A 25,161-nucleotide genomic window follows, 5' to 3' on the forward strand; every position below is an offset into this window, starting at 1 on the left:
ATTTGCCTTGCATTTGCGTTCATTGAAATATATTTATGAGGGAGTAAATTATACTACTCATTGGAGTTTTCTCCCCCAAGATTGAAACACCCCACCTGCACTTTGTATAACCGTCTTATCTTGAATAATCTGATCCATTTCTTTTAGCATCTTTTCTATTTCTAAATTATCGATCAACTTATGCTTAATAAAATGTTCTTTTTCTTCTAACAGAGATAATTTTAATAATAATTTTTCTTCAGCCCCATTAAAAACTGGTTGATGAAAATCAAATTTTACATCTGTTAATTGAAGACTACACAAAGTATTAAATAGCTTTATACCATAAGAATAATCTACACTAAGTCTTTTTTCAATTTTATGTAATAATTCTTTATATTGTTCTATTGAACGAGCATATGGATAATTAAATATGGCTTTATAATCATGCTCTTCACATGCAATAGTTCCGCCTAGCTTTAATAAACTTAACATATTATTTAAGGCTTTTTGAGGATGTGTTAGATGTATGAGTACAAACCTACAATATACGAGATCATATTGCTCATTACCCTGATAATCTTGTATATCTGCAACTTGGTATTCAACAATATCGATGTTTTTACTACTTAACTTACTTTTAGTAAGCTCTATCTGTTTCTGGCTTATATCTAGGCATAATAGTTTGCCATCTTGTCCAATTTTCTGATATATTACATCAATAGACTCCCCCGATCCACAACCAATAATCGCTACTTTCATACTAGGACGAAGTTCTAACCTGTCTAATAGAATATTAGTATATTTACCATATATTTTATTCAGAATACTAAGCCTATAATCCGTTTCATTGCCAATTGCCAAAATATAGCTATTCTTTTTTCCCATTATATTTTATATATCTATTTTTTAGTAAATATATTGCTGATTTGGTTTATTGATAGCAAGAGAAAATAATATAGAAAATTGAAATAATAAATTCTTGGTTGTAACAATATCACTAGTTCTCAATAGAATCTGAAAATTTTATTTCACAAATTAATTACTATTTTTTTTGCTAATATGCTTAGTGATTATTAGTAAATATGCTACAATGCGGTGAATTCAAGTAATTTATTACATTTTATGTTTCAAACATTAACTCAAAATCTAACGAAAATTTTTGATCGTATCAAAAGAAGTGGTACTTTATCGGAGTCCCAAATAAACGATACTATGCGTGATATTAGGATTGCCCTTCTTGAAGCAGATGTTGCACTACCGGTAGTTAAAGATTTTATTGCTGAAGTAACATTAAAAGCTACAGGGCAGGAAGTCATAAAATCAGTAGCCCCAGGGCAGATGATAGTAAAGATTGTCCATAATGAGTTAATCAATATATTATCCTCGTCTCTAGATGAAAGTAGTTTACAGCTTAAATCTGAACCGCCGGTAAATATTTTAATGGTTGGTCTGCAAGGTAGTGGAAAAACTACAGCAAGTGCCAAATTAGCACTTAGGCTAAAAAATCAAAATAAAAAGGTACTTTTAGTCTCTCTTGATATTTATAGACCAAGTGCTCAGGAGCAGTTAACTATCCTTGGTAAATCTATAGGGGTAGATTGTTTAACTATTGTCCCCAACCATACTCCTATAGATATTACGAAAAGAGCTTTACACGAGTCAAAATTATCTGCCTATGATGTCGTTATTTATGATACAGCAGGTAGGTCGCAAATCGATGATGAGATGATGAAAGAAGCATCAAATATAAAAAATTTAATAGATCCAAAAGAGATAATTTTGGTGGTTGATGCAATGACTGGGCAAGATTCGGTACTTATAGCCAGCAATTTTGATCAAAAATTAGGGATTACCGGCGTAATTTTATCCTGCATTGATGGCGATGCCAAAGGTGGGGCGGCTCTAAGCATTAAACATGTTACCAAGAAACCTATTAAGTTCTTAAGCGCTGGCGAGAAATTGACAACTCTAGAATTATTTGACCCAGAACGCATAGCTTCAAGAATATTAGATATGGGAGATATCATCTCCTTCGTTGAAAAAGCAGCAAGCATAATAGACAATCAAGAGGCAGAAAGAGCGGCTGCTAGACTTAAAAAGGGTAAATTTGATTTGGAAGATTATCTAACGCAAATGAGGAGTATAAAGAAACTAGGTGGATTCAGCAGTATGATGAGTATGTTGCCTGGTATTAATAAAATTATCGATAAAGTCGATCAATCGAAATTAAGTGGCAAATTAATAGACCACCAAGAAGCAATAATTTTATCTATGACCCAAAAAGAACGAAAAAACCCAGATTTGCTAAATGCCTCACGTCGAAAACGTATCGCTGAAGGCTCTGGAACATCAGTCCAAAAAGTGAATAGTCTATTGAAGCAATTTAAACAAATAAGTGGTTTCATGAAAAAGGCAAGCAATATGAATCCCAAAAGCCTAATGCGTAGTGGTATAGGCAACTTATTTAAATTATGATAATCTGAATTAGCAGGACTGGAGATTAAATGCTTAGCAAGGTATATAACGATCTTATTTTACAGATTAAAGCTAATAAATATGATTTTCTAAGGTTTGATCTGATTAAGCAAGATGCCATAAAGGATCTCGCAGCTCAGCTTGCTTTAAAATATGATATTGTGGTAGTTATAGGTTTTGGTGCGTCTTCTCTAAATGTTAGAGCATTATTAAGTATAAAGGCAGTAGCTACTAAAAGGCTAATATATCTTGATAGTTTAGATCAGTTGGAAATTGATGAGAAACTGGCATTAGTTGATTTAAGTAAAGCCGTCTTTTTCTCATTGAGTAAATCTGGGAACACAAATGAAACCTATTTATTAACTAAGTATGTTTTAGAAGTTTTACACGTTCCCCCTCAAAATATTTATGTAATAGTACCGTTTAGTAATAATTTATTACGTAATTTAGCAGAGTCTTTTGGTACAAATTGTCTAGAACATGATAACATTCGTAGTGGAAGATTTGGCGTAATTTCTAATGCATCTTTGCTCCCAACCGCAGTTGCAGGAGTTGATGTACATAAAGTCGTACTAGCTGCTTCAAAAAAAATATCAGATATTATTCTTGATGGATTTAATATTTGTGAGATAGCGGAGTATTACCTTAATCAATATTCTTTAAATAGACATATGTTAGTTATGTTTAATTATTGTTATCAATTAGATGGTCTATGTAGATGGCAACAACAGATTATAGCTGAATCACTTGGTAAGAATGGTTTTGGTATAACTCCTATAATAGCAAAAGGAACATTTGATCAACACAGTCAATTGCAGCTTTATTTAGAAGGTCCGGATGATAAATTTTATCAAGTTATTACTAACAAAGCAAGCTCAGATATTGAAATAGCTCTAGCTGCTCATGCTAATAATATATATAATGCATTAGGTCAAGTCAAACGACCAGTGATGCTAGAGAATTTTGTACATATCGATGAACAGATAATTGTAGATCAAATTATTCACGTAATGTTGAGTACTATCCTAATTGCAAATCACCTAAAAATCGATCCATTCAACCAGCCATCTGTGGATGAATATAAGAAGGTATAACAAACCTATTTCGCATCAGGAAGATCTGCAAGTGCTGAATTAAACAATATAGAAAGATTTTTCTTATCCACTTTGTCATTATCAGAAAAACTAGCAATAGTGGTGTCAATCATATCACTAGACAGTCCTACCGAGTGTGTCCATAGTACCCTACCAGTTGGTACATCAAGAATAGCTAATCTAACTCGCGAAAATTCTGATGGGTCTAAATTGACTCTACCAGTTATACATCCCTTCAAAATCTCTGTACAAAAATCCTTAGTTACTGCACCAGATGTTTTACTCTCCGCATAGAAATTCATTACAACTAATAAATCAGCTCCAGCTTTCTCACCAAGATCAACTGCAGAAGAAATTTTTTCATCAATAGAATATGCCGCATCCTCTTTCCAAGCTCCACTAGCATAGAGTATATTTAGAGTTTCATCAAAATTATCCTTAATGTCAACGACGTATTTTGACAGTTTGTTAGTACCAATTTCTGTTCTAGAGAAAAGTTTAATATTATACCCTTTGTCCTGCATTTTGGTTATGAATGTGTCTACAATATTTTCTTCAAGGCGATCCTCATAACTATAAACTCTCGTTTTTTTGTTAAAAGCATCAATTTGATTTACTTCAACTATTGGTGGTAAAAGCAAAACAATTTTGGACTTAGTTAGTGATTGCGAATAATCAGGTGCAGATCTAACAAAAGTCGTCTTAGTACAAGCCGATGTAGAAAAAAACAGTAAAATTATAAAGAAAATTCTGACCATTAACTATGTATTTTTATTAATTTTTATATGTAGCTGGAATGAGTCTAGATCTCTTCTCAGAAAGAATAACTAGAACATCTTGCCCCTCATTTATCACAGGATTAGTTTTATCTTCTTTAGCCTGCACAATGGTGATAATACCTGTTGCACGTACAGCTGCTATAGCATTTCTTAGAAGTCTGCTACCTTCGTAATAATCGTCTTTCAGATTCGATCTATTAACCTGTACGATATATTCTGTACCTTTTGATGCCCCCAAAGCAGATTGCATTATTGCACCAGTAACACCTCCAACAATAGCACCACCAACAATTATAGCCGCGTTATTAGTTCCGCTAGCAGCAACCGCCCCACCAGCGACAGCACCAGTTAGACCACCAACTGCATTATCACCAAGTCTTTCATCCTCCGTGATTTTGATATCTCTTTTGGCAAGAAGCTTTCCTTCCAATACAATATTTAATGTTGAATCACTAGTATATGTATTTGCCGCAAGATTCCGACCACAACTAGAAATAGTAGAAGCAATTATAAGAATCAAAAAAGTATATAAAAGTTTTTTAATCATAAAATTATTATTTTTATATTGCTAATAAAATTTAAGAATAGACTTCTTTCGAAACTCGCTTATGCTGAGGGATTTGAAGGAGACGCGGAACGCAGAACCGCAGCGTACTCTAATGTACGTGAGGATTCGAGTACCGCATCGACGTACAAATCACCAGCAGAAGTAGAGTTTCGAAAGAAGTCTAATGAATTAATAAGTAAGATTATACTAAATGTACAAAGATACATGCAATAAATTACTATCTCCAGTTGCCAATTAAACTGAATAATTTTTGAGGAATTTTTAGGAAAAATGTAGCTGAATACCGCAAGCAGTACGCAGATGTATGTGAGAAACGGAAGCAAATTTTGACGACAAAATTACCACAAAGAATCCGTTCACAACACTATCATTACTTTGATGACAAAACTACTTCTAAGTTGTATTTCTAAATTGCACGCAACAATAGACCTCTTACAAAATTCTCTTCTGCGGAATTTGCAGGAGAGCCTAAACCTCACAACTGTTGAAAGTTAGTAAATACAGCTTCTCTATACGTCTATTAGCGAGGAGACCGTAAGGCCGACGAAGCAATCCAGTAACATCATTTATCTATAGATTGTTTCCTAGATTGCTTCGCTTACGCTCGCAATGACGCTGTGGTATAGGTATTTGTAAACTTTCAACAGTTATGGCCGAAACCTTAACCCGCAAGCAGTATAACAAATATACGTGAGGATTTGAGTCTAATCCCAACGCCCAAATTACCAGCAAAAGTAGAATGATCCAAGAGGTTTAATACCATTTCCCAAAATTAAATTGCTACTCGGAGTACGAGTGTCGGCTACCTTCGCGTACAACTAGGTATGTGAGGAGCGGAGATCATGAAGTACGACGACGTGATGATTAATTTTCGGAAATGGTATAATAAGTCTATTGCAGATGAGTCTTTACCTGCACCACTATATCTGCAAAACCTTGTGGGTTGTTAACTGCCAATTCAGCTAGCACCTTGCGATCGATATCTATGGCAGCTTTTTTCAGCCCACCCATAAACTGTGAATATACTAAATCATGCTCGCGTACTGCTGCATTGATTCTTTGTATCCAAAGCCCTCTAAAATCACGCTTACGATTTCTACGATCTCTATAAGCATATTGTAGAGCTTTTTCAACTTTTTCAATTGCTACCCTAAAGCAATTATTCGATCTTCCCCTATAACCTTTAGCAAGTTTGAGAATTTTTTTATGACGATTTTTTGAAACTTTTCCTGATTTTACTCGTGACATATCTCACCTATTTCCTTATTTAAATTATTAAATTCCATATGGAAGAAAGAATTTTTTCAAGTTCTTTGCATCTTGATCGCAGAGAATTGTTGTTCCTCTAAGGTTACGAAGCTGAGATTTTGTACGACGTCGCATAAAGTGCTTTTTTCCAGCTTGAGTGGCACAGACTTTGCCAGTAGCAGTAAGCTTAAAGCGCTTTTTTACCGCTGATTTTGTTTTTAATTTAGGCATTATAATTCCTTTATTTGGTATTTTAAGATCAGTCTAGCAAAAACTAGGCATACCAAAGCCACGTTGCTAATAGACGTAAGTATAATATTTTTAAGCATTATTGCAAGTCAATTTTGCAAATATTTTGGCAGGGCAGTTTAAAAGTCCTAACTAATGATAGAAAAGTTTGTTTTTTAAAAAGATAATTGCTGTTTATTTGGATCGCCACGCCACTTTGTGGCTCGCGATGACAACTAATTATTTCTATAATTTAGTATTTTCTATCATTAGTTGGGATTTTTAAACTGCCCTGCATGAGGTTAGCATATTAACTATATGAAATTATTAAAAAAGCTGTATTACTAAATAAATATACGTAATACGCGAATTCGGGATAAGAATTAACTAATTCTTATCCCGAATTGGGGTGTAATGTCTAGATAATTGTTTGAAAAGATGGATATCACTCCTGAATATGCTAACTAATCATACACGTTCTTATTTTATTTGTTTATTCTTGCTAGGAATAGTTGCAGGGGTAAATTTTTCTTTAGTATCATTTACTATTCATTACCAATTATCACAGGCGGGATATTCAACTGATATTATTGGTGCAATGTTTCTAACATCTATTCCATATTGCTTAAAACCAATATGGGCACCGTTTATTGATAAATATTCTATACCTGTTATATGTCAAAAATTTGGTCAACGTCGTGGATGGACACTAGTTACCCAAGCATGTTTATTAGTCACTATTAGTGGATTTTTAATTATAGATCCCCCTGTTAACATAATTATTACCGCAATTTTAATTTTTATTATTTCCTGTTGTGCAGCAACTCAAGATGTTGTTTTAGATGCATACCGTATAGAACGGACTGTAAAAAAAGAAGAACTCTCAATTGCTACAACTTTTAATTCAACTGGTTTTCGTATAGGAATACTTATTAATAGTACAGGGGCATTATATTTATCTTGCCTCTTTAATTGGTACTTTGTATATCTATGTATCTTTCTTATAACAATGGCTGCACCTATAATAACCTTATATATGCAAGAACCTATTACAAAAAAAACTCAACACATCTCTACTGATTTAATTTCACCTGCACAATATTTTCAAGTCATTGGTGATAGCTTACTATTGTTAAAACGAAATCATCCTAACTGGATGTTCATTGTACTGTTTGTCTTTCTATATAAAGCAAGCGACTCAATTCCTATGGCAATGAGTTCGCCAGTGTTTATTGACTTGTCTTTTACCTCTCAAGAAATTGCTTCTATTTCAAAAGCATATGGATTCATGCTAATGATCTCTGGAGGAGTCATTAGCGGTATTTTAACTGCAAAAATAGGAATATCTCGAAGCATCCTAATATGTGGTAGTCTACAATTACTGTCACCCTTAATGTTTGTGTTCTTATCTATGGTAGGTCATGATATGCTTATATTTACTATAACAATTACTGTACAGAATTTTTGTTGCGGGCTTGGTAATACAGCGATTCTTATTTATTTTTCTAGTTTATGTAGTAGCGAATTGATAGCCACACAATACTCAATTATATCTTCTTTTGGCTCCTTCGTCCGGATTATTTTATCCTTTTTATCTGGTATTTGTGCAAATTATATGGACTGGCCTCAACTTTTTTTATTGACTACGTTATTTAGCATGTTATTTGTACCAGCCTTTTTAAGGATACGTAAGATTTAATAGATTTGATACTTTACTATGCTATACTGTCTATGATTTCAAGAGTTGACAAATTCTTATCCCAAATTCGCGTTACTAGAAGTGATTATGAGCAGTTATTTTGAGTTATTAGATGTAGAACGAAAATATAATATTGACTTAAATATATTGGATCGCCAATATTTTGCTGCACAGTCAAAATATCATCCAGATAGAGCTAAAACTAACAATGCGAGGCAAGAAAATTTGGCTATCTCTATTGATATAAATAAAGCTTATTCAATTCTTAAAGATGATTTAGCACGAGCTGAGTATCTTCTACTTTTAAACAATATAGTCTTGGATGAAATAACGGTTAGGCAAGGTATCTCAAAGGAACAATTAAATGTTGTGTGGAGTGAATTAGAACTTGTTGAAACTACTCAAGAATTAACTAAGTTAGAGCATATGCTAAATAACAAAATCCTTGAAAAAGAAAAACTTATTGAATCTCTAACTATTGCATTTCAAGATCAAAATATGCAAGACGCTCTTGATATTACCATAAAATTTAAATATCTTAAAAATTTAATTAATAATATTCAACTAAAAATCAAGTCATGCAAATAATAGAAATTAGCGAAGCTGGCTCTTCTAACCCACATGATAAGGATATAGCAGTTGGTATTGATTTTGGTACAACCAACTCATTGATTGCTTTATCAAATAAACAAATAATACAAATTATCATAGATGATCATGGCCGAGGACTTATACCATCAGTTATAGCATTTCATGGTAAAGACTTTATTGTTGGCAATGATAATATAATTGACAATTTTCGTTCTATTAAAAGACTTTTTGGTAAAAAACTATCTGATATACGCAACAACCCTGTTCTTTTTACTCTAGTGAAAGACTATATTGATTTAGATAGTGAAATTTTACGAATAAGGTTTGCTGGAAAATTACTGACGATTCCAGAAATTGCCGGACAAATCTTTTTGTACTTAAAGAAACAGGCTACTCAAAAATTGAATTCGGAAGTCAAAAAAGCTGTAATAACCGTGCCAGCACATTTTAACGATGCTGCTAGAGGAGAAGTAATGCTAGCTGCAAAAATTGCAGGGTTTAGGGTATTACGGTTAATTGCAGAACCAACAGCAGCAGCTTATGCATATGGTTTAAATAAAGATAGTAGAGGGTGTTATTTAGTGTATGACCTAGGAGGTGGTACTTTTGATGTATCAATTCTAAATATGCAAACGGGCGTATTTCAGGTCATTGCCACTGGTGGAGATAATATTTTAGGTGGTGATGATATTGACCACTTAGTGATGAGATATTTTTGTGATAAATATAAATTACTAGAATCTAGCGAGTTAATAAAATTAGCAAAAAAAGCTAAAGAAACACTTAGTGGTCAAAATAAATGTGCTATGATATACGAGGAGGCGACGCTATTGGAGTTAGATCTCGAGAATTTTGAGCAGTTAATATTACCATTGGTAGAACGTACAATATCTATTACTAAAGATACGCTAGAACATGCAGGGAATCCTAATATTTCAGGTATCATCCTTGTTGGTGGTTCAACTCGCATACCCTTAATTAGTAGAAGTTTAGCACAAACGTTTAATACTATTATTTTCTCGGATATTAACCCAAATAAAGCGGTAGTATGGGGAGCAGCCCTGCAAGCAGAGAACCTAACTTCGGCAAATGTTAATTCCTTATTAATCGATGTAGTTCCTTTGTCACTCGGTATCGAATTAAATGGTGGTATTACTGAGAAAATCATTCTTCGTAATAGCCCCATACCGATATCGGTTACTAAGGAGTTCACCACTTATGTAGATAACCAAACTTCTATGAAGCTACATGTGGTACAAGGAGAGAGAGAAATGGTAGAAGATTGTAGGTCACTGGCAAAATTTGAACTAAAATTACCAATGATGAAAGCAGGAGGAGTGAGAGCAGAAGTAACATTTTCTATTGATGCAGATGGCATCTTGTCAGTGTCAGCTCTAGAAAGAAATAGTGGTATATCACATGATGTTTCGTTAAAACCAAGTTATGGTTTAAACGAAAGTGAAATTACCGAAATTCTAGAAAATGCTTATCAAAATGCTGCTAGTGATCATAATAAGAAATTATTGCAAGAAACAATTATTCATACAAAATCTTTGATTTATAATATAGAAAATGCTATTAGAGAAACACCAAATATTCTTGCAAAGAATGAAATGAAAAAAATTGATACTGCAATTAACACTCTGAAAGAAGCAATAGATTCAAATGATCGTGATTACATTATAGAATGTAGCAAAACTTTTGAGACTATAACGGAGCATTTCTTTTATGAAAGATTAAATAGTGCTACTTTAGACTTACTGAAAGGTAAGCATATTGATAAAATAAGATGATTGTTTTAAAAAAGAGGAATGATAATTAATGCCTAAAGTAATTTTTATTATAGACAAAGATGGTACGGAAAAAATAGTGGATGCCCCTCTCGGATTGTCTATTTTGGAAATTGCTCATCAAAACAACATCGATCTTGAAGGTGCATGCGAAGGATCACTAGCATGTGCCACTTGCCATGTTATTGTAGATGAGGAATTTTACCACAAATTAAAAAATCCTTCTGAAGCAGAAGAAGATATGCTTGACTTAGCGTTTGGTCTTACCCATACTTCAAGACTTGGTTGTCAGATTATTGTTAGTGAAGAACTTGACGGTATAAGGGTTCGCTTGCCATCTGCTACCCGTAATATTAACTTATAATTGAGTATATAGAGTGATACGTAAAATTTTGTTTTTTATTTGTTTAATTTACACCATAATATGGTTTGGCATTGCTTATACTATCAAAAGCAATATAGTAAATACTATAAAAAATTCAGAGACAGATAATACTAAAATATCTTATAGCCAAATCAAAGTTTCTGGTTTCCCTATTCGCTTTCAAATTCGTTTAGTCGAGCCAAAAATAAAATTTATCGATCATGTTAATTCCAAAGAAATATCTACTGAGGAAATGACATTTTTGTTTGATTTTAGTTTTAAAAAGGCTAGATTGATTTTAGGAGAACAAGGGATAAAACAACAAGAGAATTTTGATGGTAAATTAATAGAGTATAGTGTTCAGTCCAAGGAATATATTACAGCACTAGTTAAATTTAATAAACCTATATATAAATTATCCCATGGAGATAGTTTAAAATCTATCGTAAAGTTTCTGCAAGTTAACAATAAATTATTATCCTTCATTCAGGAAGATAAGGAAATTTTTAATATTGCTGATTTAGTTTTCCTAATCAATAAGGCAAAATCTCAGGACGGTGAAAATATAGCTCTACAATTACGTTTGTTGTACTCTGCGGGGGAAGATTTTTTTAATTTCAAAACAGCACAGCTTGATTTAGCCACACTGATCAATATTGCTACTAACCAAGGTAAAGATACAAATTCTATCAGAAATTTAAATATCGATCGTTTAGTTTTTTCTTGTGATGATAATGCCCAAGTAGATTTGGTAGGGTTCTTACAATTTTCTGATAGTAAGTTACCAAAAGGTAAATTATCTTTTGAATTAACTAATTACCATGATATCATCGATAAATTGATTCCTAACAATTTGTTATTACCTAAAAAAATGGTCAAAACTATCATTGAGAAAGCTGTTGATTCTTCTTTATTTGGAGTAGTTAAGACAGATGATAATGAATTAGCAACTTATGAAAAGGTGAAATTTGATATTGAATTTTCTGATAATGGTATACATATAGGTTCAATTAATTTGCTTGAGTTTAAACTAGAGGATAGTAAAGTAGATGAAGCTATAGAAGAGAACAACACTGAAAGTTAACAAGAGTTCGATATAACTCGATAATCAAGTTTTTATTGAGTTATATAATTCATGGCAGTTTAAAAATCATGAAAAGAAGTCGAGAAGATGTCATCCCCGCGTAAGCTTTGCCTACGTGAATCACTAGTATGTCATTCTTAGCAATGGTGCATAGGCGTCAACTTAAGAGCGTAATGATTGAACATGTATAAACAAATTAAACACAGTCGTCATAGCAAGGCATCGTTAGATGCCGTGGCGATCCAAATAAACAGCGAAGCTGTTTTTTAGAGTAACGCTTCGCGTATCTTAGATTGCCGCGTCGCCGCTTGCAGCGGCTTCTCGCTAATAGACGTTTAGGTTTGATTTACTTATACATGCTCAATCATTACGCTCTTAAGTTGACACCTATGAGCAATGGCGGGAATCTAAAGAAACAGACAGAAAAGGTGCTTTAGACATTCTAGATTTCGCTACCTGTGCGGGAATGACATAAACTACCATGAATTGTAGCCTTCAGAAAAAAACTTGATTATCGAGTATAACTTGTTATATCGAATTAATGGTAAATTTAAGGGGGTATTACTATGAAAAATGTTAAGGAAGTATTTTCAGATAGAACCTGTTACAAATTTTTGGATAAGCCAGTTGATAGAGCGTTACTTGAAGAAATTTATAATATAGCAAAACTTGGTCCTACTTCAGCTAATTGCTGCCCTTTGAGAATTGTTTTTGTTCAGAGTTCAGCTGAAAAAGATAAATTGTACAGATGCTTAGTTCCAAGTAACGTTGAAAAAGTTAAGTCAGCACCTGTTACAGCCATTTTTGCTTTTGATACTAAGTTTTATGAATTAATGCCCAAGTTATTTCCTCATGATGCAAGTATAAAAGATTATTTTGCTTCTTTTGAGCAGATTGCCCTAGATACCGCAATTCGCAACTCATCATTACAAGCAGCTTACTTGATGATTGTTGCGAGAAGTAAGGGATTAGCTTGTGGTCCTATGTCGGGGTTTAATAAAAACGCTATAAATAGTACTTTCTTTAGCAATTCAACTTATCAAGTAAATTTCATATGTAATATTGGTTACAAAGATGGTGATGCCCCTTTCCCACGGCTACCAAGACTCGATTTCAATGAATGCTGTAAGATTACCTGAGCATCCGTAATGGAAGTCAATAAAAAAATAGTAACTTAACATAAATTTTCATTCCAAGAAGAATTATTTTTGACAATAGAGTACATAAAAGCTAGTAATTTGCGCATAACAGCAACAAGAGCAACTTTTGCTGGTTTATGTTTAGCAATTAAGTGGTCATAAAAATTGCGTAGGTGCTTATTACATCGTAAGGCAGCTACTGCAGCCATATAAAGAACTCTTCGAAGATTACCTCTACCTGCAAAAATACTTCTTCTACCTTTATAACTACCGCTTTCTCTAGCAAAAGGAGCAAGACCTACTAAAGATGTTAACTGCCTAAAAGTAATATTGCCAAGCTCCGGTGCTTCACATATTACAGTGCTAGCAAGAGTAATGCCAACTGCTGGAATAGAAGTAAGCCAATCAATTTTATCCTTTATTTCTTGAGCTTGAGAAATTAATTCTTTAATACTGTCATCAATCTCTTGTAATTGTTCTGTTAAACTAGCAATATGCTGGTTCAAAGATAAAATGACGACCGCATTAAACTCAGTATCCTGCCTAGCAATTTCTTGATTCTTAAATACTAATAATTGTTCTCTTCTTTTTAATAAAGCATGTAACTGTTGTTGGCTATTACTATCATAAGTAACATTCACTGGTAAAGCAAAGCACGTTGCATAATCATGCAACAATTTACTATCGATATTATCAGTTTTAGCAAGCCATCCTTTAGCTTTAGCATAACTACGCACTTTATTAGGGTGTACTGTAGCAAAAGGCAATTTATTTATTTTTAAAAATTCTCTTAAATTATGTTCATATCCACCAGTAGGTTCAAAGACAACAATTAACTCAGATAAGGCAGTATAGTGTTTATTAATGGTGCTAAGCATAGTAGTAAAGCCTTGTTGGTAGCTGGTATATAGATACTTAAAGTTTTTTTACTAACGTCCACACCAATATAATAAGGCAGTATAGTGTTTATTAATGGTGCTAAGCATAGTAGTAAAGCCTTGTTGGTAGCTGGTATATAGATACTTAAAGTTTTTTTACTAACGTCCACACCAATATAATAAGGCAGTATAGTGTTTATTAATGGTGCTAAGCATAGTAGTAAAGCCTTGTTGGTAGCTGGTATATAGATACTTAAAGTTTTTTTACTAACGTCCACACCAATATAAGTTGTTGCCATATAGAGCCTCATGATTTATATTAATAATAGGATACGCTACATACTCATACGCAAGGTTTAAACCTTATGACATCCGTTTGTAGTCTTTATCCAAACAGGATGGGTCTTTGCTCAGGTACGAAGTCTTTAAAATTCAAAGCTTCAATTCGAGATACAGTTTACCCATCCTACCACTATATATAACTGATCACGTTATATTTATCATGGCTTTTCTATTGTATGAATTCGATATAAGAATTAATAATTCTTATATCGAATTCAGGTTAAATAGATAATTTTTTACTTTAATTCTAAGAATTTGGCAAATCAAGGCAATATCCTATAGCACGGATCGTTTTTATAAATACCTCAGATTCTTTATTTTTTAGAGATGTTCTTATTCTATTTATATGTACATCAATAGTACGTAGGTCAATAGATGTATCTCTGCCCCACACTTTGTCTACAATATCTTGACGGGAAAATATTACTTTAGGTGCTTTGATAAAAAGTTGTAAAATCTCAAATTCTGTTGGTCCTAAACGAATTATCCTGCCTTTATTAGTTACTTTATAGGTAGTAAGATCCATACTTACTTCCTTATATTTTATAACTTTATCTTGTAGAATTAAATTAGATCGTCGGAGTAATGATCTTATTGAAATCATTAGCTGATCTGAAGTGAATGGTTTAGTAAGAGAAACAACAAAGTTATTATCTTCCAAAGTATAATTAGACGGAGATTCTCCGGAATGTAGCAAAAAAATTATTGGTACTTTCTCTAAACCATTAATTTCTCTTAGTTTAGTTGCTATTTCTGTAGCAACTTTATCTTGTACCATTGAATCAACAATAATTATATCAGGGTGATTTGCAATAGAGTAGGCTATAGCTTTTTCTATTGTGTTAGCCTTAACAAGATTAAACCATGCTCTCTCTATGACATTAGATAAAGAAACGTTAATGCTTTTAGTTGATTCTATAATAAGAATTCTAGGTGGTAATTTATCGAACATTTTAAATACTAATTAAATGAAGACTTTAGGCATGACTAAATTCTTCTTTGTATACCCAAATGATTGAGGGATTGGAGCATAAAACAAGGTATAAGCATGCTAAACGTACATGTAAGTAATGTGAAGTACGCGAATCCTCAAAGTTTTTGCTGAGTCAATTTTTAAAGTAAAAAGAGTATAATTCAGTTATGCAAGAGTCTAATGTTACATTATTGTGAATTTATTGTAATGATATTAATTTGACTTTTTAAAGTGCAATATTATCGAATTAATTAATAAATTTCTACTAAATTTATTAATATAAGTCTACTAATTTAATTATTTATTTACAATCCGTGTAAAACGGTTATATTTTTGCAATCAAAAGGTATTAGTGATTTATTAATTATGCTCTATAATAAAGATAACACTTGAATTAAATGTTTTTTATTGTTATAAATGGCTTTATTTTGTAGCTGGAGATTCTTATATATGGCTTTTTACGAATCAGTTTTTATCATACGCCAAGATATTTCGTCTGCTGATGTAGATAAAATTACCGATGACTTTACTAAAATTGTTAAAGATAGTAACGGTGAAGTTATTAAAACTGAATATTGGGGTTTAAGAAGTTTAGCCTATAAAATTGGTAATAATAAAAAAGGACATTATGTTTTTATGGGGCTTAAAACTGATTTTTCGGTAATAAATGAACTGGAAAGGAAAATGAAGCTAAGTGAAAATATTATTAGGTTTGTTAATATCAATGTTGATTCAATAAGTGCTGAACCTTCGCCGATTCTAAGAAGTAAAGGTTCAGATCATGAAGAAATAGTTGATGTAACAATTAATAAAGACTAAATAGTAATAAAATTGGAAAAGATTAAAATGTTTGAGAATGATGCTGTTGACTCTCAGTCAATGACTAGAATGGCTGATAGAAATAATAAAAGAGTGTTTTTTAGAAAACGTAAGGGATGTCCTCTTTCTATTCCAAATGCTCCAGTAATTGATTACAAGAACCCTGATTTGTTAATAAAATTTGTATCAGAAGGTGGTAGAATGTTGCCTAGTAGGATTACCAATGTATGTGCCAAAAAGCAAAGAAAACTGAAGAATGCTATAAAAATTGCTAGAATCCTAGCGTTGTTGCCTTTTGTATTTCAAATTTGAGCAGAGGAATAAGATGGAAGTTATTTTGATTAAACCTGTAAGAAAACTTGGAAAGATTGCAGAGATTCTTAAGGTAAAAAAGGGGTTTGCTCGTAATTATCTTATCCCCAAAAAATTAGCAATTAGGGCAACAGAACCTAATAAACAGTTCATAGAAGCCCAAAAACATGATCTTGAAACGAAGGAGCTAAAAATAAGATCTGAGGCAGAAGCTATTAATAATGTTATAAGTGGTAAGGAATTAATATTTATTAAGCAGTCTGCTGATGATGGTCGGTTGTTTGGTTCAGTGAATAATAAAGAAATTGCTGAAAGTTTGTCTAAGGCTTCTTTGCACTTAATATCACATTTAAGTATAATTCTTGAGAAACCGATAAAGTCAACAGGTGTATTCGTGGTAGAGGTTAGGTTGCACGCTGAGCTTAGTACAAATATAACGGTAATTGTTGCAAGGTCAGAATCTGAAGCACAAGATTACTCAAGGAACAATAAGCAAGATACTATTGACCCCCTTGAAAGTTCTGATCAACAAGAAACCTCTACTCCTAACGATGTGGAGCAGATATAAGGTTTTGTCGCATTTGTAAATCGTGTTCTAACGAAAATTGTAAAACCTTAGATTTTGGACATTATGATGCCATGAGCATAACAAAATTCTCAAAAGTAGAAAAATTATTATTAGCTCCAGTAATTTGTCTTTTTTGAATCATATGAATATTTTCTATACCAGTAATGGTAATAGCATGGTACACTACATTTTTCTATAATCGTCATAGCAAGGCTCTTTAGAAGTTGTGGCGATCTAGGTAAACAGCGAAGCTGTTTTTTTAGAGAACGCTTCGCGTATCTTGGATTGCCGCGTCGCCACTTTTTCGCGACTCCTCGCTAATAGACGATCAGCAGCCATTTTAATAGTGGTTATATAAAAAATGTAGGGTAATATGTGGTAATAGCAGCAGAGCGAAAACTCTTAAAACCAAGCATTGGCTTAGTTCGTTTCTTGATAAAGCGGTGGTCTTGTTCAGCTATATTACTTACCTTACGTATAACCCCCATGGCGATTTAAAAATTGCAGAAAAGTACAAGACACGCGAATTTGGGATAAGAATTGACCAATTCTTATTCCAAATTCGGTGAAATTATCGAAACAATCAGATTTGAGACAGCTCTGCATCTGATTGTTAAATTAATATTTTGCTAAAAACATGATTTTAATCTTTTAAAATCATGTTTTTAGCTTTAGAATAGGTTTAAAATGCATTCGTGTTAGCCGCTTTAAAAATGCATTTTTCCTTATATTAAAGCCAATTAGGGGTAAGAATTAACTAATTATTATCCCTAATTGGGGTAGCTTCCTACTCCAACTTTTGAAAATGATACAAACCAAAAGTAAATCCTATACTTTCTTAATAATTAAGCTTGCATTAGTTCCTCCAAATCCGAATGAATTAGAAAGCACGTAATTAATTTTTGTATTTCTAGCTTCTAAAGCAACTAAATCTATTTTTGCTTCTGCTATCGGTTTATGCAAATTGAGAGTTGGTGGAGCAACTTGGTCTCGCATAGCAAGAATTGAATATATTAATTCCACGCTGCCAGCTGCTCCAAGCAAATGACCAATAGATGATTTGGTTGACGACATAAGAACATTTGGGTTAGCATCCAAAAATAATTTTTGAACAGCCGTTAACTCTATAGCATCACCAACTTGTGTAGAAGTGCCGTGGGCATTGATATAATCAATAAGACTTGCATCAATTTTTGCATCTTTAAGAGCATCAGACATAGATCTATAAGCACCTCTTCCATCGGGATGAGGTGAGGTCATATGATAAGCATCGCCAGTAGAACCATATCCAATAATTTCAGCATAAATCTTAGCGTTTCTAGCACAAGCATGCTCATATTCTTCAAGTACTACAACACCTGCTCCTTCTCCCATTACAAATCCATCACGATCTTGATCCCATGGTCTTGATGCAATTTCAGGCGTAGAATTATATTTAGTAGATAATGCCCTTGCGGCAACGAATCCAGCCACTCCAACCGGAGTAACCGGTGCTTCAGCCCCACCAGCAACCATAACATCTACATTACCGTATTGAATCATACGCATAGCATCCCCTATAGCATGAGAGCCAGTAGAACAAGCTGTAACGACAGCCTGATTTGGTCCGGTAAATCCGTATTTAATGGAAACATGACCTGAAAGGAGATTAATTAATGAGGAGGGGATAAAAAATGGACTAACTTTGCCATTATTTTCTTTATGAAACTTTACGGATGTTTCTTCGATCATCCCAAGTCCACCTATTCCTGAACCAAGTATTAAGCCGGTCCTATCTCCAGATAATGCATCTTTTACTTTCCACCCACTATCCTCGATTGCCTCAGTAGCTGCTCCTACACCATATTGAATGAATAAATCCATCTTATGGACATTGCGAGGATCAATAAATTTTTCCGGGTTAAAGCCATTATCTGTTAAGTGATCCACTGTACCCGCTATTTTACAGGCAAGGTTAGAAGTATCAAATTTTGTGATTGACTTGATGCCACTGCGACCCTTTATAATACCTTCCCAAGAGGTCTTTACACCAATTGCTAGTGGTGTGATAAGCCCAATACCGGTTATAACAACTCTTCTAGTCGACATGATTATTTATTAATTAGTTATTTTTTTATTATGTACTGTACAACATCAGAGACAGTTAAAATTTTACTTGCATCTTCATCTGGTATATCACATTTATACTTTGCTTCTATTGCCATCATTAATTCAACTGTATCTAAACTATCTGATTTAAGATCCTCAACAAATCTAGATTCAGGAGTGATTAAATCCTTCTTTACTTTTAATGTGTTAGCGACGATTTCAATAACCTCCTGTTCGACAATATCTTGCTCAACAACATTTTGTGTAATATTTATATTTTCACTCATAATTAGAACCTCATAACATAAATTAAATTTAGTAAAACACTTAAACTCTAGCCACTTATAATGACTTGTATGGAATAAACATAATCTATACATAAGTAAGCTTTGAATAAGACGATACAATAATTCCAAACTTCTAGCACAAAAAAATATTTTATGCCAGTGTAAAATTTCTTTAGTTCTTAAATTGAAATATTACTAATAGTTTACAGTTTAGTATACACTCCTTTTCCTGATAATAGAAGCAATAATACCAAGCAACAGAAGAGTAATAGTCATAGCCAGTGCAGCGTAAGATGGAATCTCAATAAAATGTTCAGCGAATATTTTTATGCCAATAAATATTAATATTAATGCTAGTGAATATTTTATATAACTAAATTGCTCAACAATATTAGCTAAACATAAGAATAAGGCACGTAAACCTAATATGGCAAAAATATTAGAAGTATAAATTATGTAAGGATCCTTAGTGATAGCAAATATTGCTGGTATACTATCAATGGCAAAGACAATATCCATGATTTCTATAATTATTAATGATGCAAGAAGAGGCGTAATACTTAACCTATTGTTAGTTTTAATAAAAAATTTGTAACCGGAAATTTTAGGAGTAAGATTAAAGTATTTTTGTAGAATTCTATAAATATACGATTCCTCTACTTTAAAACTTTTTTTTGCTATATAAAAAGTTTTGATGCCTGTAACTATAAGAATAGCTGCAAAAATATATAATAACCAAGAGAATTTCGAGATAACAATGACACCTAGATATATAATTATGGCTCTAAAAACAATGACACCTAGAATTCCTAAGAATAATATCCGATGCTGATATATTAAAGGAATAGAGAAAAACTGAAAAACCATCAATATAATAAAAATATTATCCAATGACATAGCTTTCTCTATAAAAAAGCAAGTGTAGTATTCCCGGGCTTTTTCTCCTCCCATATCAAAAAAAATGAAAATACCGAAGAGGCATGCTATAATTAAATAAAAAAGGCTAAAATAAATAGTTTGGCGGAAGCTCATCACTTTATTTTCTTGGTTTGCAAAACCAAGATCGTAGATTAGTAAACCTGCAATCACTGTACAAAAAACAACCCAAGTCAAGATTCCCTCCATAAACTACTATAATAACTTGAAGAATTAATTCTCAAGTTTATGATCTGATGTTAAGCATTAGCCATTCGTGAAGTAAAGTGGGATTCTTTGATACCGAGATTGTGTAAAGCATTGTGCCACTTATTCTCTGGATGATCAGAAAAAATAAATTCTTTATCACACTTTGTTATTATCCACAAATTCTCCTTAATCTCTGTTTCAAGCTGCCCTGCTTTCCAAGCAGTGTATCCAATAATAAATAAACTATTTTTAGGGCCATGACCAGAAGCAATATCATGAGGGATTTTAGGATTAGAGCTAACTGCTAAATGATTCTGAAACTTCAATAGTAGATTTTCGTTATAATCATCAGAATGTAGGAAGAATCCGCGTTCATGCTCAACTGGTCCTCCTAGATATATAGGCATCATAATGTTACTATCTATTTGATCATCAGATATTTTAAAAAACGATTTTATCTCTATATGATTCACTAAATTATTGAAAATTAAACCCATTGCTCCTTCTGCTGTATGAGACAGCATATAAATAAGTGATTTATTAAATATACCCTCAAGCATGTAAGGAGTAGCGATCAGAACCTTACCAGATAAATTATCAAAAATCTTATCGTTTACACTCATAATGTTTATTGTATTTTAAAATTTATTAACATACTAGCTTTTAGATACATATAATGTTAAATTACGGCTATTCAATAGACCTCTTTTGAAATTTCATCTGAGAGGTCTAATAAAAATTTTGAACATGATGGTAAATATACTCAACTCCTGTTCTAAACTTAAAGTAATTTTTGAAAAAGTCTAATGTTTACTTGGTTTGACATAATAATACTGGCAATTATTACTACTTCATCGATGCTCGGAGCATATGGAGGAATAATAAAGCTTACTATTAGCTTACTTGGCTTTATAGTCTCAATTCTTTTTGCCTATTACCTATCTCCATATACTATTTCCATTATTACTCGATATTTTAATAACCACATTGCATTGGTAGTCACCTCTGGGATTATTTCCTATATTATCTCTCTAATCATATGCTCTTTTGTAACCCGTAAATTTCTTTTGATGATCTCTATTATAAGTGGTGGGGTCATTGACAGATCTATAGGCTTAGCCGCAGGCATGTTTAGAGGTATGATTATTTGTTTATGTATCTTCCTAGTCCTAACAATTTTCTTTTCTGACAGTTACTTACAAGCAGAAACCCTAAAAGACGTTATACAAAATACTACTATTGATAAATATCCAAAATGGCTTAAGGAATCTGTGACTACATCGTATCTAGATAATTTAAGTAAAAATCTTATAAGAACTTTACCACAAGATAGTTTGGAATCCATTAAATTACCTAAAAAATCAAAGATTATTGATACTACAAATGTGTTAGAAAAATCACAATCTCAAGAATCTCCCAATAAAGTAAAACAACTCCCTGAAGATCTTATGCAAGAACTTGATGAAGTATTATCAAAAAAAATAGAGAATCATGACTAGGCTATAGAGAATCATGACTAGGCTATAGAGAATCATGACTAGGCTATAGAGAATCATGACTAGGCTATAGAGAATCATGACTAGGCTATAGAGAATCATGACTAGGCTATAGAGAATCATGACTAGGCTATTGAATAACTATAATAAAAAGAGTTATATTATTGGTAGATATATTCAAGATATAGCTAATCATGAGTTTATTCAAGAGCAAAAATTTGTTATTGAATATAAGGTAATTTAACCTAAGTTCGATGTAACAAGTTATCAGTATTATCTCTATTAGGGGTGACATCGAGGCTATTAAACCGATGTCTTACATCAGACTCAGGTTACATTAATGCTATCTAGACTAAGTTATTTTACAAAAAAGTTCTTAAATATTAAAGTATTGTTATTATTTGCTTGACATTAGTTAACAAATATTATTCTAATACTATCCTATAGTAAATAAATTTTTAATAATCTGTAATATAACTGGAGAGAAAAAATATGGGACGTATTAATAATGGAGATTGGGTTAATCAGCATCGGAAGAGTCAAGGGGAGTTTCTAAAAACACAAGATTTTGAAGTACAATTATTAAGTAAAAAGCTGAGTAATGGGAACAACATACAAGGAAATAATAGACTAAACACAGATGACTTACCTAATATTCCTGCCATATTGGATTATGAACCTAATCTTTCAAGGCAGAATATTATAGAGCCTATTGATGGAGGTAAAGCACATACTCCTACTGCACAAGCTTTTTTGACTGCTCTTACCGCCCTTTCTGCCATTTCTCCTAATATTACCGTTTCGTCCAAGAAAGCTATCTCGACAGATAATCAAAATAGCTTATCAAGTACGGTAAAAAGTTCTACAGAGATGAGTAAGCCACCTGTTCTTTTTGATACTACTCCTGCAACTACTTCAACTAGCCAAAACCATAACAAATCAAAAGGCTCTACAAAACATAATGATGACCAATCTCTTATTAGGGGAAAACGTGCAGTAGGTGATGGTCTTATACTACATAATGCTGATGGTAATATTATACTACATGGTAATGGTAGTAAGTTAACTTTCAGCTATGATCTAAATACAGAAATGCTCAAACAACAACTCGAAAATAGTAATATTACTGAATTATATCTATGGGATGTTGGGGTTGATCCCCAAAAAGCACAAGAGATTGGAAAAATTCTTAAAGGGAGTAAGGTTAAAGTATTAAGTCTAGTGCATAATAAGATAGGAACTACAGGAGCAATAGACTTTGGAACAATGCTTACAGGTACTGAAGTTACTACATTAAATCTAGCACATAATAAAATAGGTGATGAAAGAGCAATAGATCTTATAAAATCACTTAAAAAAGGCAATACTAAGGTTAAAGCAGTAAATCTAGCAAGTAACAAGATAAGTGATAAAGGGGTAAATGATCTTATACCAGAACTTACAGATACTAAGATTATTGAAGTAGGCCTAATGAAAAACATAGGTATAAAAGGTAAGACATCCAAAAAAATCTTAAAGGTACTAGAACGCAATAAACATATTAATAAAGAGTCCCACACCTCTACAATGGAGTCTAGTACTACTGAGGAGGAGTCTTCCAAAGATATATCCCATACTGGCAAGCGAGAGAAGCGTGATATTCGTACTACTAATAAGCCTCTTCCTAAGGAAAAGTCTATTGCTTCTACTACAGAGAAGTCTACTGTTCCTACTACGGACGAGTTTAGTACTACTGAGCAAGACACTACTACTATTGAGGAAGAGCTTACTGCTGCTACTCCTGAGGAGTCTACTACTACGACAGAGTCTGCTGTTACTACCGTGAAGTCTACTGTTCCTACTACGACAGAGTCTACTGTTACTACTACGACAGAGTCTACTGTTACTACTGTGAAGTCTACTGCTTCTACTACGGATGAGTCTATTGCTTCCTCCACTGAAGATATTACTGAGCAAGAGACTACTACTATTGAGGAAGAGCTTACTACTGCTACTCCTGAGGAGTCTACTACTACGACAGAGTCTGCTGTTACTACCGTGAAGTCTACTGTTCCTGCTACGAAGGAGTTTAGTACTACTAAGCAAGACACTACTACTATTGAGGAAGAGCTTACTACTGCTATTCCTGAGGGGTCTACTACTACGACAGAGTCTGCTGTTACTACCGTGAAGTCTACTGCTTCTACTACGGATGAGTCTATTGCTTCCTCCACTGAAGATATTACTGAGCAAGAGACTACTACTCCTATTATGGAGAAGTCTAGTACTACTACAAAGAGGGTTACTACTTCCTCTACTGAAGGTTCGACTACTACTGAGCAAGAGACTACTGTTCCTACTACGGATGGGTCTAGTACTACTACGACAAAGTCTACTGCTTCCTCTGCTGGAAATCCTACTACTGATTCTGCTACAGTATGGTCTAATCCTCAAAAAACTACTACTCTTAAGGAAGAACTTACTACTCCTAAGAAAAATCTTACTGAGAAATCAGAACCAATTGCTGCTGGTGTAGTTGCTGATTCTACTACAGAAAAGCATACTCCTAAGGAATCAAATCCTAATAATCCTGCTAGTAGCACAATGTCAATAGGAGAAATCTTAGGTCTGATATCTTTTGCTGTAACTACTATAGGTGCTGTTGGAGGTACTGTTGGATGGGTTATCAAGAAGTTTTTTGGTGGAGTAAGCCATTTGAGCCATGAAGCATTAGCATTAGCTGAATTAGCATTAGTAGAACTAGACATAAACAATCATGAAGATGCATCTTTAATAGGTGTGACAGTTAACGGTGATGTAGATGCCTAAAACTGGGGTAATTTAACCTCAATTCGATGTGACTCATCGCTTTAATAGCCCGGTGTCACCCCATAACTGTTGAAAGTTAAAAAACCGTCATTGCGAGGAGTCGCTGTAAGCGACGATGTGGCAATCTTGTGAAGAAGAGCTTACTTCATGAGATCGCCACGGCGTATCGACGCCTCGCGATGACGATTTTTAACTTTCAACAGTTGTGGATGTTACCCCTGCGTAGGTAGGGGTGAGATCGTTTTTGGTTCTGTAAGTACCATATTAACGTTGGTGTTTTTGATCCACGCAATAAAGCCTTCCCACCTACGTAGGAATAACATCGATAGTGGCTAAATGTATGTTATATCAATTATTAGCTACGATTTTTAAATTGCCCTGATCCTAAAATACGAAAAGAGGTAATTTTGTAAGTAGAATTACC

Annotated in this window: 28 protein-coding genes and 1 pseudogene; 15 read left to right on the forward strand and 14 right to left on the reverse strand. The window is 33.2% G+C overall.

What is annotated here, in order from left to right:
- Window positions 1-57: 57 nt before the first annotated feature.
- Entirely contained in the window at window positions 58-867 is an 810-nt protein-coding gene (locus ACQH1W_RS05855) for a class I SAM-dependent methyltransferase (protein ID WP_425360995.1), read from the reverse strand.
- Window positions 868-1,104: 237 nt separating this feature from the next.
- Between ACQH1W_RS05855 and ffh the strand changes: the two genes are divergently transcribed.
- Window positions 1,105-2,457, forward strand: coding sequence for a signal recognition particle protein (gene ffh / locus ACQH1W_RS05860; RefSeq protein ID WP_375332766.1), 1,353 nt, complete (start codon window positions 1,105-1,107; stop codon window positions 2,455-2,457).
- Window positions 2,458-2,486: 29 nt separating this feature from the next.
- Window positions 2,487-3,551 carry a hypothetical protein gene (locus tag ACQH1W_RS05865; protein ID WP_375332765.1) on the forward strand — a complete coding sequence of 355 codons (1,065 nt, stop codon included), beginning with the start codon at window positions 2,487-2,489 and terminating at the stop codon, window positions 3,549-3,551.
- Window positions 3,552-3,556: 5 nt separating this feature from the next.
- Here ACQH1W_RS05865 and ACQH1W_RS05870 read toward each other — a convergent pair whose 3' ends face one another.
- Together ACQH1W_RS05870 and ACQH1W_RS05875 are read right to left on the reverse strand one after the other, a co-directional pair.
- Complete coding sequence (locus tag ACQH1W_RS05870) at window positions 3,557-4,309, reverse strand: hypothetical protein (RefSeq protein ID WP_341762629.1); 753 nt, start codon at window positions 4,307-4,309, stop codon at window positions 3,557-3,559.
- Window positions 4,310-4,325: 16 nt separating this feature from the next.
- On the reverse strand, window positions 4,326-4,877 hold the full coding sequence (locus ACQH1W_RS05875) for a hypothetical protein (RefSeq protein ID WP_375332764.1): 552 nt from the start codon (window positions 4,875-4,877) through the stop codon (window positions 4,326-4,328).
- A gap of 18 nt (window positions 4,878-4,895) precedes the next feature.
- Here ACQH1W_RS05875 and ACQH1W_RS05880 point away from each other — a divergent pair, with 18 nt between their 5' ends.
- Window positions 4,896-5,111 carry a palindromic element RPE1 domain-containing protein gene (locus ACQH1W_RS05880; RefSeq protein ID WP_375332763.1) on the forward strand — a complete coding sequence of 72 codons (216 nt, stop codon included), beginning with the start codon at window positions 4,896-4,898 and terminating at the stop codon, window positions 5,109-5,111.
- A 678-nt stretch (window positions 5,112-5,789) separates the two neighbouring features.
- On the opposite strand, the gene rplT is transcribed toward ACQH1W_RS05880, so the two are convergent.
- Together rplT and rpmI are read right to left on the reverse strand one after the other, a co-directional pair.
- A complete protein-coding gene (gene rplT / locus ACQH1W_RS05885; protein ID WP_341747957.1) occupies window positions 5,790-6,146 on the reverse strand; it encodes a 50S ribosomal protein L20 in 357 nt (118 codons plus the stop codon).
- 27 nt (window positions 6,147-6,173) lie between these two features.
- A complete protein-coding gene (gene rpmI / locus ACQH1W_RS05890) occupies window positions 6,174-6,377 on the reverse strand; it encodes a 50S ribosomal protein L35 (RefSeq protein WP_341747956.1) in 204 nt (67 codons plus the stop codon).
- Between the two features lie 454 nt (window positions 6,378-6,831).
- Here rpmI and ACQH1W_RS05895 point away from each other — a divergent pair, with 454 nt between their 5' ends.
- The 6 genes from ACQH1W_RS05895 to ACQH1W_RS05920 all read left to right on the forward strand — a co-directional run bounded on the left by ACQH1W_RS05895 (window position 6,832) and on the right by ACQH1W_RS05920 (window position 13,041).
- Window positions 6,832-8,073: an MFS transporter gene (locus ACQH1W_RS05895; protein ID WP_341762631.1), complete on the forward strand. Its 1,242-nt coding sequence runs from the start codon at window positions 6,832-6,834 to the stop codon at window positions 8,071-8,073.
- Between the two features lie 87 nt (window positions 8,074-8,160).
- Window positions 8,161-8,661, forward strand: coding sequence for a Fe-S protein assembly co-chaperone HscB (hscB, locus tag ACQH1W_RS05900; RefSeq protein WP_341761668.1), 501 nt, complete (start codon window positions 8,161-8,163; stop codon window positions 8,659-8,661).
- Entirely contained in the window at window positions 8,652-10,457 is a 1,806-nt protein-coding gene (gene hscA / locus ACQH1W_RS05905; protein ID WP_375332762.1) for a Fe-S protein assembly chaperone HscA, read from the forward strand. The genes hscB and hscA overlap by 10 nt, the downstream gene beginning before the upstream one ends.
- A 28-nt stretch (window positions 10,458-10,485) precedes the next feature.
- Entirely contained in the window at window positions 10,486-10,818 is a 333-nt protein-coding gene (locus ACQH1W_RS05910) for a ferredoxin family 2Fe-2S iron-sulfur cluster binding protein (RefSeq protein ID WP_341762634.1), read from the forward strand.
- A gap of 13 nt (window positions 10,819-10,831) precedes the next feature.
- Entirely contained in the window at window positions 10,832-11,902 is a 1,071-nt protein-coding gene (locus ACQH1W_RS05915; protein ID WP_341762635.1) for a hypothetical protein, read from the forward strand.
- A gap of 566 nt (window positions 11,903-12,468) precedes the next feature.
- The gene (locus ACQH1W_RS05920) at window positions 12,469-13,041 is read left to right on the forward strand and encodes a malonic semialdehyde reductase (protein ID WP_341762636.1); all 573 of its coding nucleotides are present in this window, start codon (window positions 12,469-12,471) and stop codon (window positions 13,039-13,041) included.
- A gap of 35 nt (window positions 13,042-13,076) precedes the next feature.
- Here ACQH1W_RS05920 and ACQH1W_RS05925 read toward each other — a convergent pair whose 3' ends face one another.
- The 3 genes from ACQH1W_RS05925 to ACQH1W_RS05935 all read right to left on the reverse strand — a co-directional run bounded on the left by ACQH1W_RS05925 (window position 13,077) and on the right by ACQH1W_RS05935 (window position 15,213).
- Complete coding sequence (locus tag ACQH1W_RS05925; RefSeq protein ID WP_375332761.1) at window positions 13,077-13,919, reverse strand: IS110 family transposase; 843 nt, start codon at window positions 13,917-13,919, stop codon at window positions 13,077-13,079.
- Window positions 13,874-14,218: a hypothetical protein gene (locus tag ACQH1W_RS05930; protein ID WP_425360996.1), complete on the reverse strand. Its 345-nt coding sequence runs from the start codon at window positions 14,216-14,218 to the stop codon at window positions 13,874-13,876. The genes ACQH1W_RS05925 and ACQH1W_RS05930 overlap by 46 nt, the downstream gene beginning before the upstream one ends.
- Before the next feature lie 290 nt (window positions 14,219-14,508).
- The gene (locus ACQH1W_RS05935) at window positions 14,509-15,213 is read right to left on the reverse strand and encodes a winged helix-turn-helix domain-containing protein (protein WP_425360997.1); all 705 of its coding nucleotides are present in this window, start codon (window positions 15,211-15,213) and stop codon (window positions 14,509-14,511) included.
- 471 nt (window positions 15,214-15,684) lie between these two features.
- Between ACQH1W_RS05935 and rpsF the strand changes: the two genes are divergently transcribed.
- From rpsF to rplI, 3 genes are read left to right on the forward strand one after another with little or no spacing between them, the layout of a single operon-like run.
- Window positions 15,685-16,053 (forward strand): 30S ribosomal protein S6, encoded by a 369-nt coding sequence (rpsF, locus tag ACQH1W_RS05940; RefSeq protein WP_341748149.1) that lies wholly within the window; start codon window positions 15,685-15,687, stop codon window positions 16,051-16,053.
- Window positions 16,054-16,080: 27 nt separating this feature from the next.
- Window positions 16,081-16,365 (forward strand): 30S ribosomal protein S18, encoded by a 285-nt coding sequence (gene rpsR, locus ACQH1W_RS05945; protein ID WP_341762193.1) that lies wholly within the window; start codon window positions 16,081-16,083, stop codon window positions 16,363-16,365.
- A 13-nt stretch (window positions 16,366-16,378) separates the two neighbouring features.
- Window positions 16,379-16,933, forward strand: coding sequence for a 50S ribosomal protein L9 (rplI, locus tag ACQH1W_RS05950; RefSeq protein WP_375332758.1), 555 nt, complete (start codon window positions 16,379-16,381; stop codon window positions 16,931-16,933).
- Between the two features lie 61 nt (window positions 16,934-16,994).
- Here rplI and ACQH1W_RS05955 read toward each other — a convergent pair whose 3' ends face one another.
- The 6 genes and pseudogenes from ACQH1W_RS05955 to ACQH1W_RS05980 all read right to left on the reverse strand — a co-directional run bounded on the left by ACQH1W_RS05955 (window position 16,995) and on the right by ACQH1W_RS05980 (window position 21,056).
- Window positions 16,995-17,117 (reverse strand): hypothetical protein, encoded by a 123-nt coding sequence (locus ACQH1W_RS05955; protein ID WP_341762641.1) that lies wholly within the window; start codon window positions 17,115-17,117, stop codon window positions 16,995-16,997.
- Window positions 17,118-17,310: 193 nt separating this feature from the next.
- Window positions 17,311-17,397 (reverse strand): annotated as a pseudogene (locus ACQH1W_RS05960) (IS6 family transposase); the annotation flags it as partial.
- Window positions 17,398-17,761: 364 nt separating this feature from the next.
- Window positions 17,762-19,021 (reverse strand): beta-ketoacyl-ACP synthase II, encoded by a 1,260-nt coding sequence (gene fabF, locus ACQH1W_RS05965; RefSeq protein ID WP_425360998.1) that lies wholly within the window; start codon window positions 19,019-19,021, stop codon window positions 17,762-17,764.
- Window positions 19,022-19,038: 17 nt separating this feature from the next.
- Window positions 19,039-19,308, reverse strand: coding sequence for an acyl carrier protein (acpP, locus tag ACQH1W_RS05970; RefSeq protein WP_341761657.1), 270 nt, complete (start codon window positions 19,306-19,308; stop codon window positions 19,039-19,041).
- A 210-nt stretch (window positions 19,309-19,518) separates the two neighbouring features.
- Window positions 19,519-20,421: a TerC/Alx family metal homeostasis membrane protein gene (locus tag ACQH1W_RS05975; protein ID WP_341761658.1), complete on the reverse strand. Its 903-nt coding sequence runs from the start codon at window positions 20,419-20,421 to the stop codon at window positions 19,519-19,521.
- A 62-nt stretch (window positions 20,422-20,483) separates the two neighbouring features.
- Complete coding sequence (locus ACQH1W_RS05980) at window positions 20,484-21,056, reverse strand: YqgE/AlgH family protein (RefSeq protein WP_341761659.1); 573 nt, start codon at window positions 21,054-21,056, stop codon at window positions 20,484-20,486.
- 183 nt (window positions 21,057-21,239) lie between these two features.
- On the opposite strand from ACQH1W_RS05980, the gene ACQH1W_RS05985 reads away from it, so the two are divergent.
- From ACQH1W_RS05985 to ACQH1W_RS05995, 3 genes are all read left to right on the forward strand, one after another.
- Window positions 21,240-21,932 carry a CvpA family protein gene (locus ACQH1W_RS05985; protein ID WP_375332757.1) on the forward strand — a complete coding sequence of 231 codons (693 nt, stop codon included), beginning with the start codon at window positions 21,240-21,242 and terminating at the stop codon, window positions 21,930-21,932.
- 118 nt (window positions 21,933-22,050) lie between these two features.
- A complete protein-coding gene (locus tag ACQH1W_RS05990; RefSeq protein ID WP_341762645.1) occupies window positions 22,051-22,173 on the forward strand; it encodes a hypothetical protein in 123 nt (40 codons plus the stop codon).
- A gap of 248 nt (window positions 22,174-22,421) precedes the next feature.
- The gene (locus ACQH1W_RS05995; RefSeq protein WP_425360999.1) at window positions 22,422-24,737 is read left to right on the forward strand and encodes a hypothetical protein; all 2,316 of its coding nucleotides are present in this window, start codon (window positions 22,422-22,424) and stop codon (window positions 24,735-24,737) included.
- The last annotated feature ends 424 nt before the right edge of the window (window positions 24,738-25,161 follow it).

Source organism: Candidatus Tisiphia endosymbiont of Stenodema calcarata (assembly GCF_964030695.1).
Taxonomy (GTDB): Bacteria; Pseudomonadota; Alphaproteobacteria; order Rickettsiales; family Rickettsiaceae; genus Tisiphia.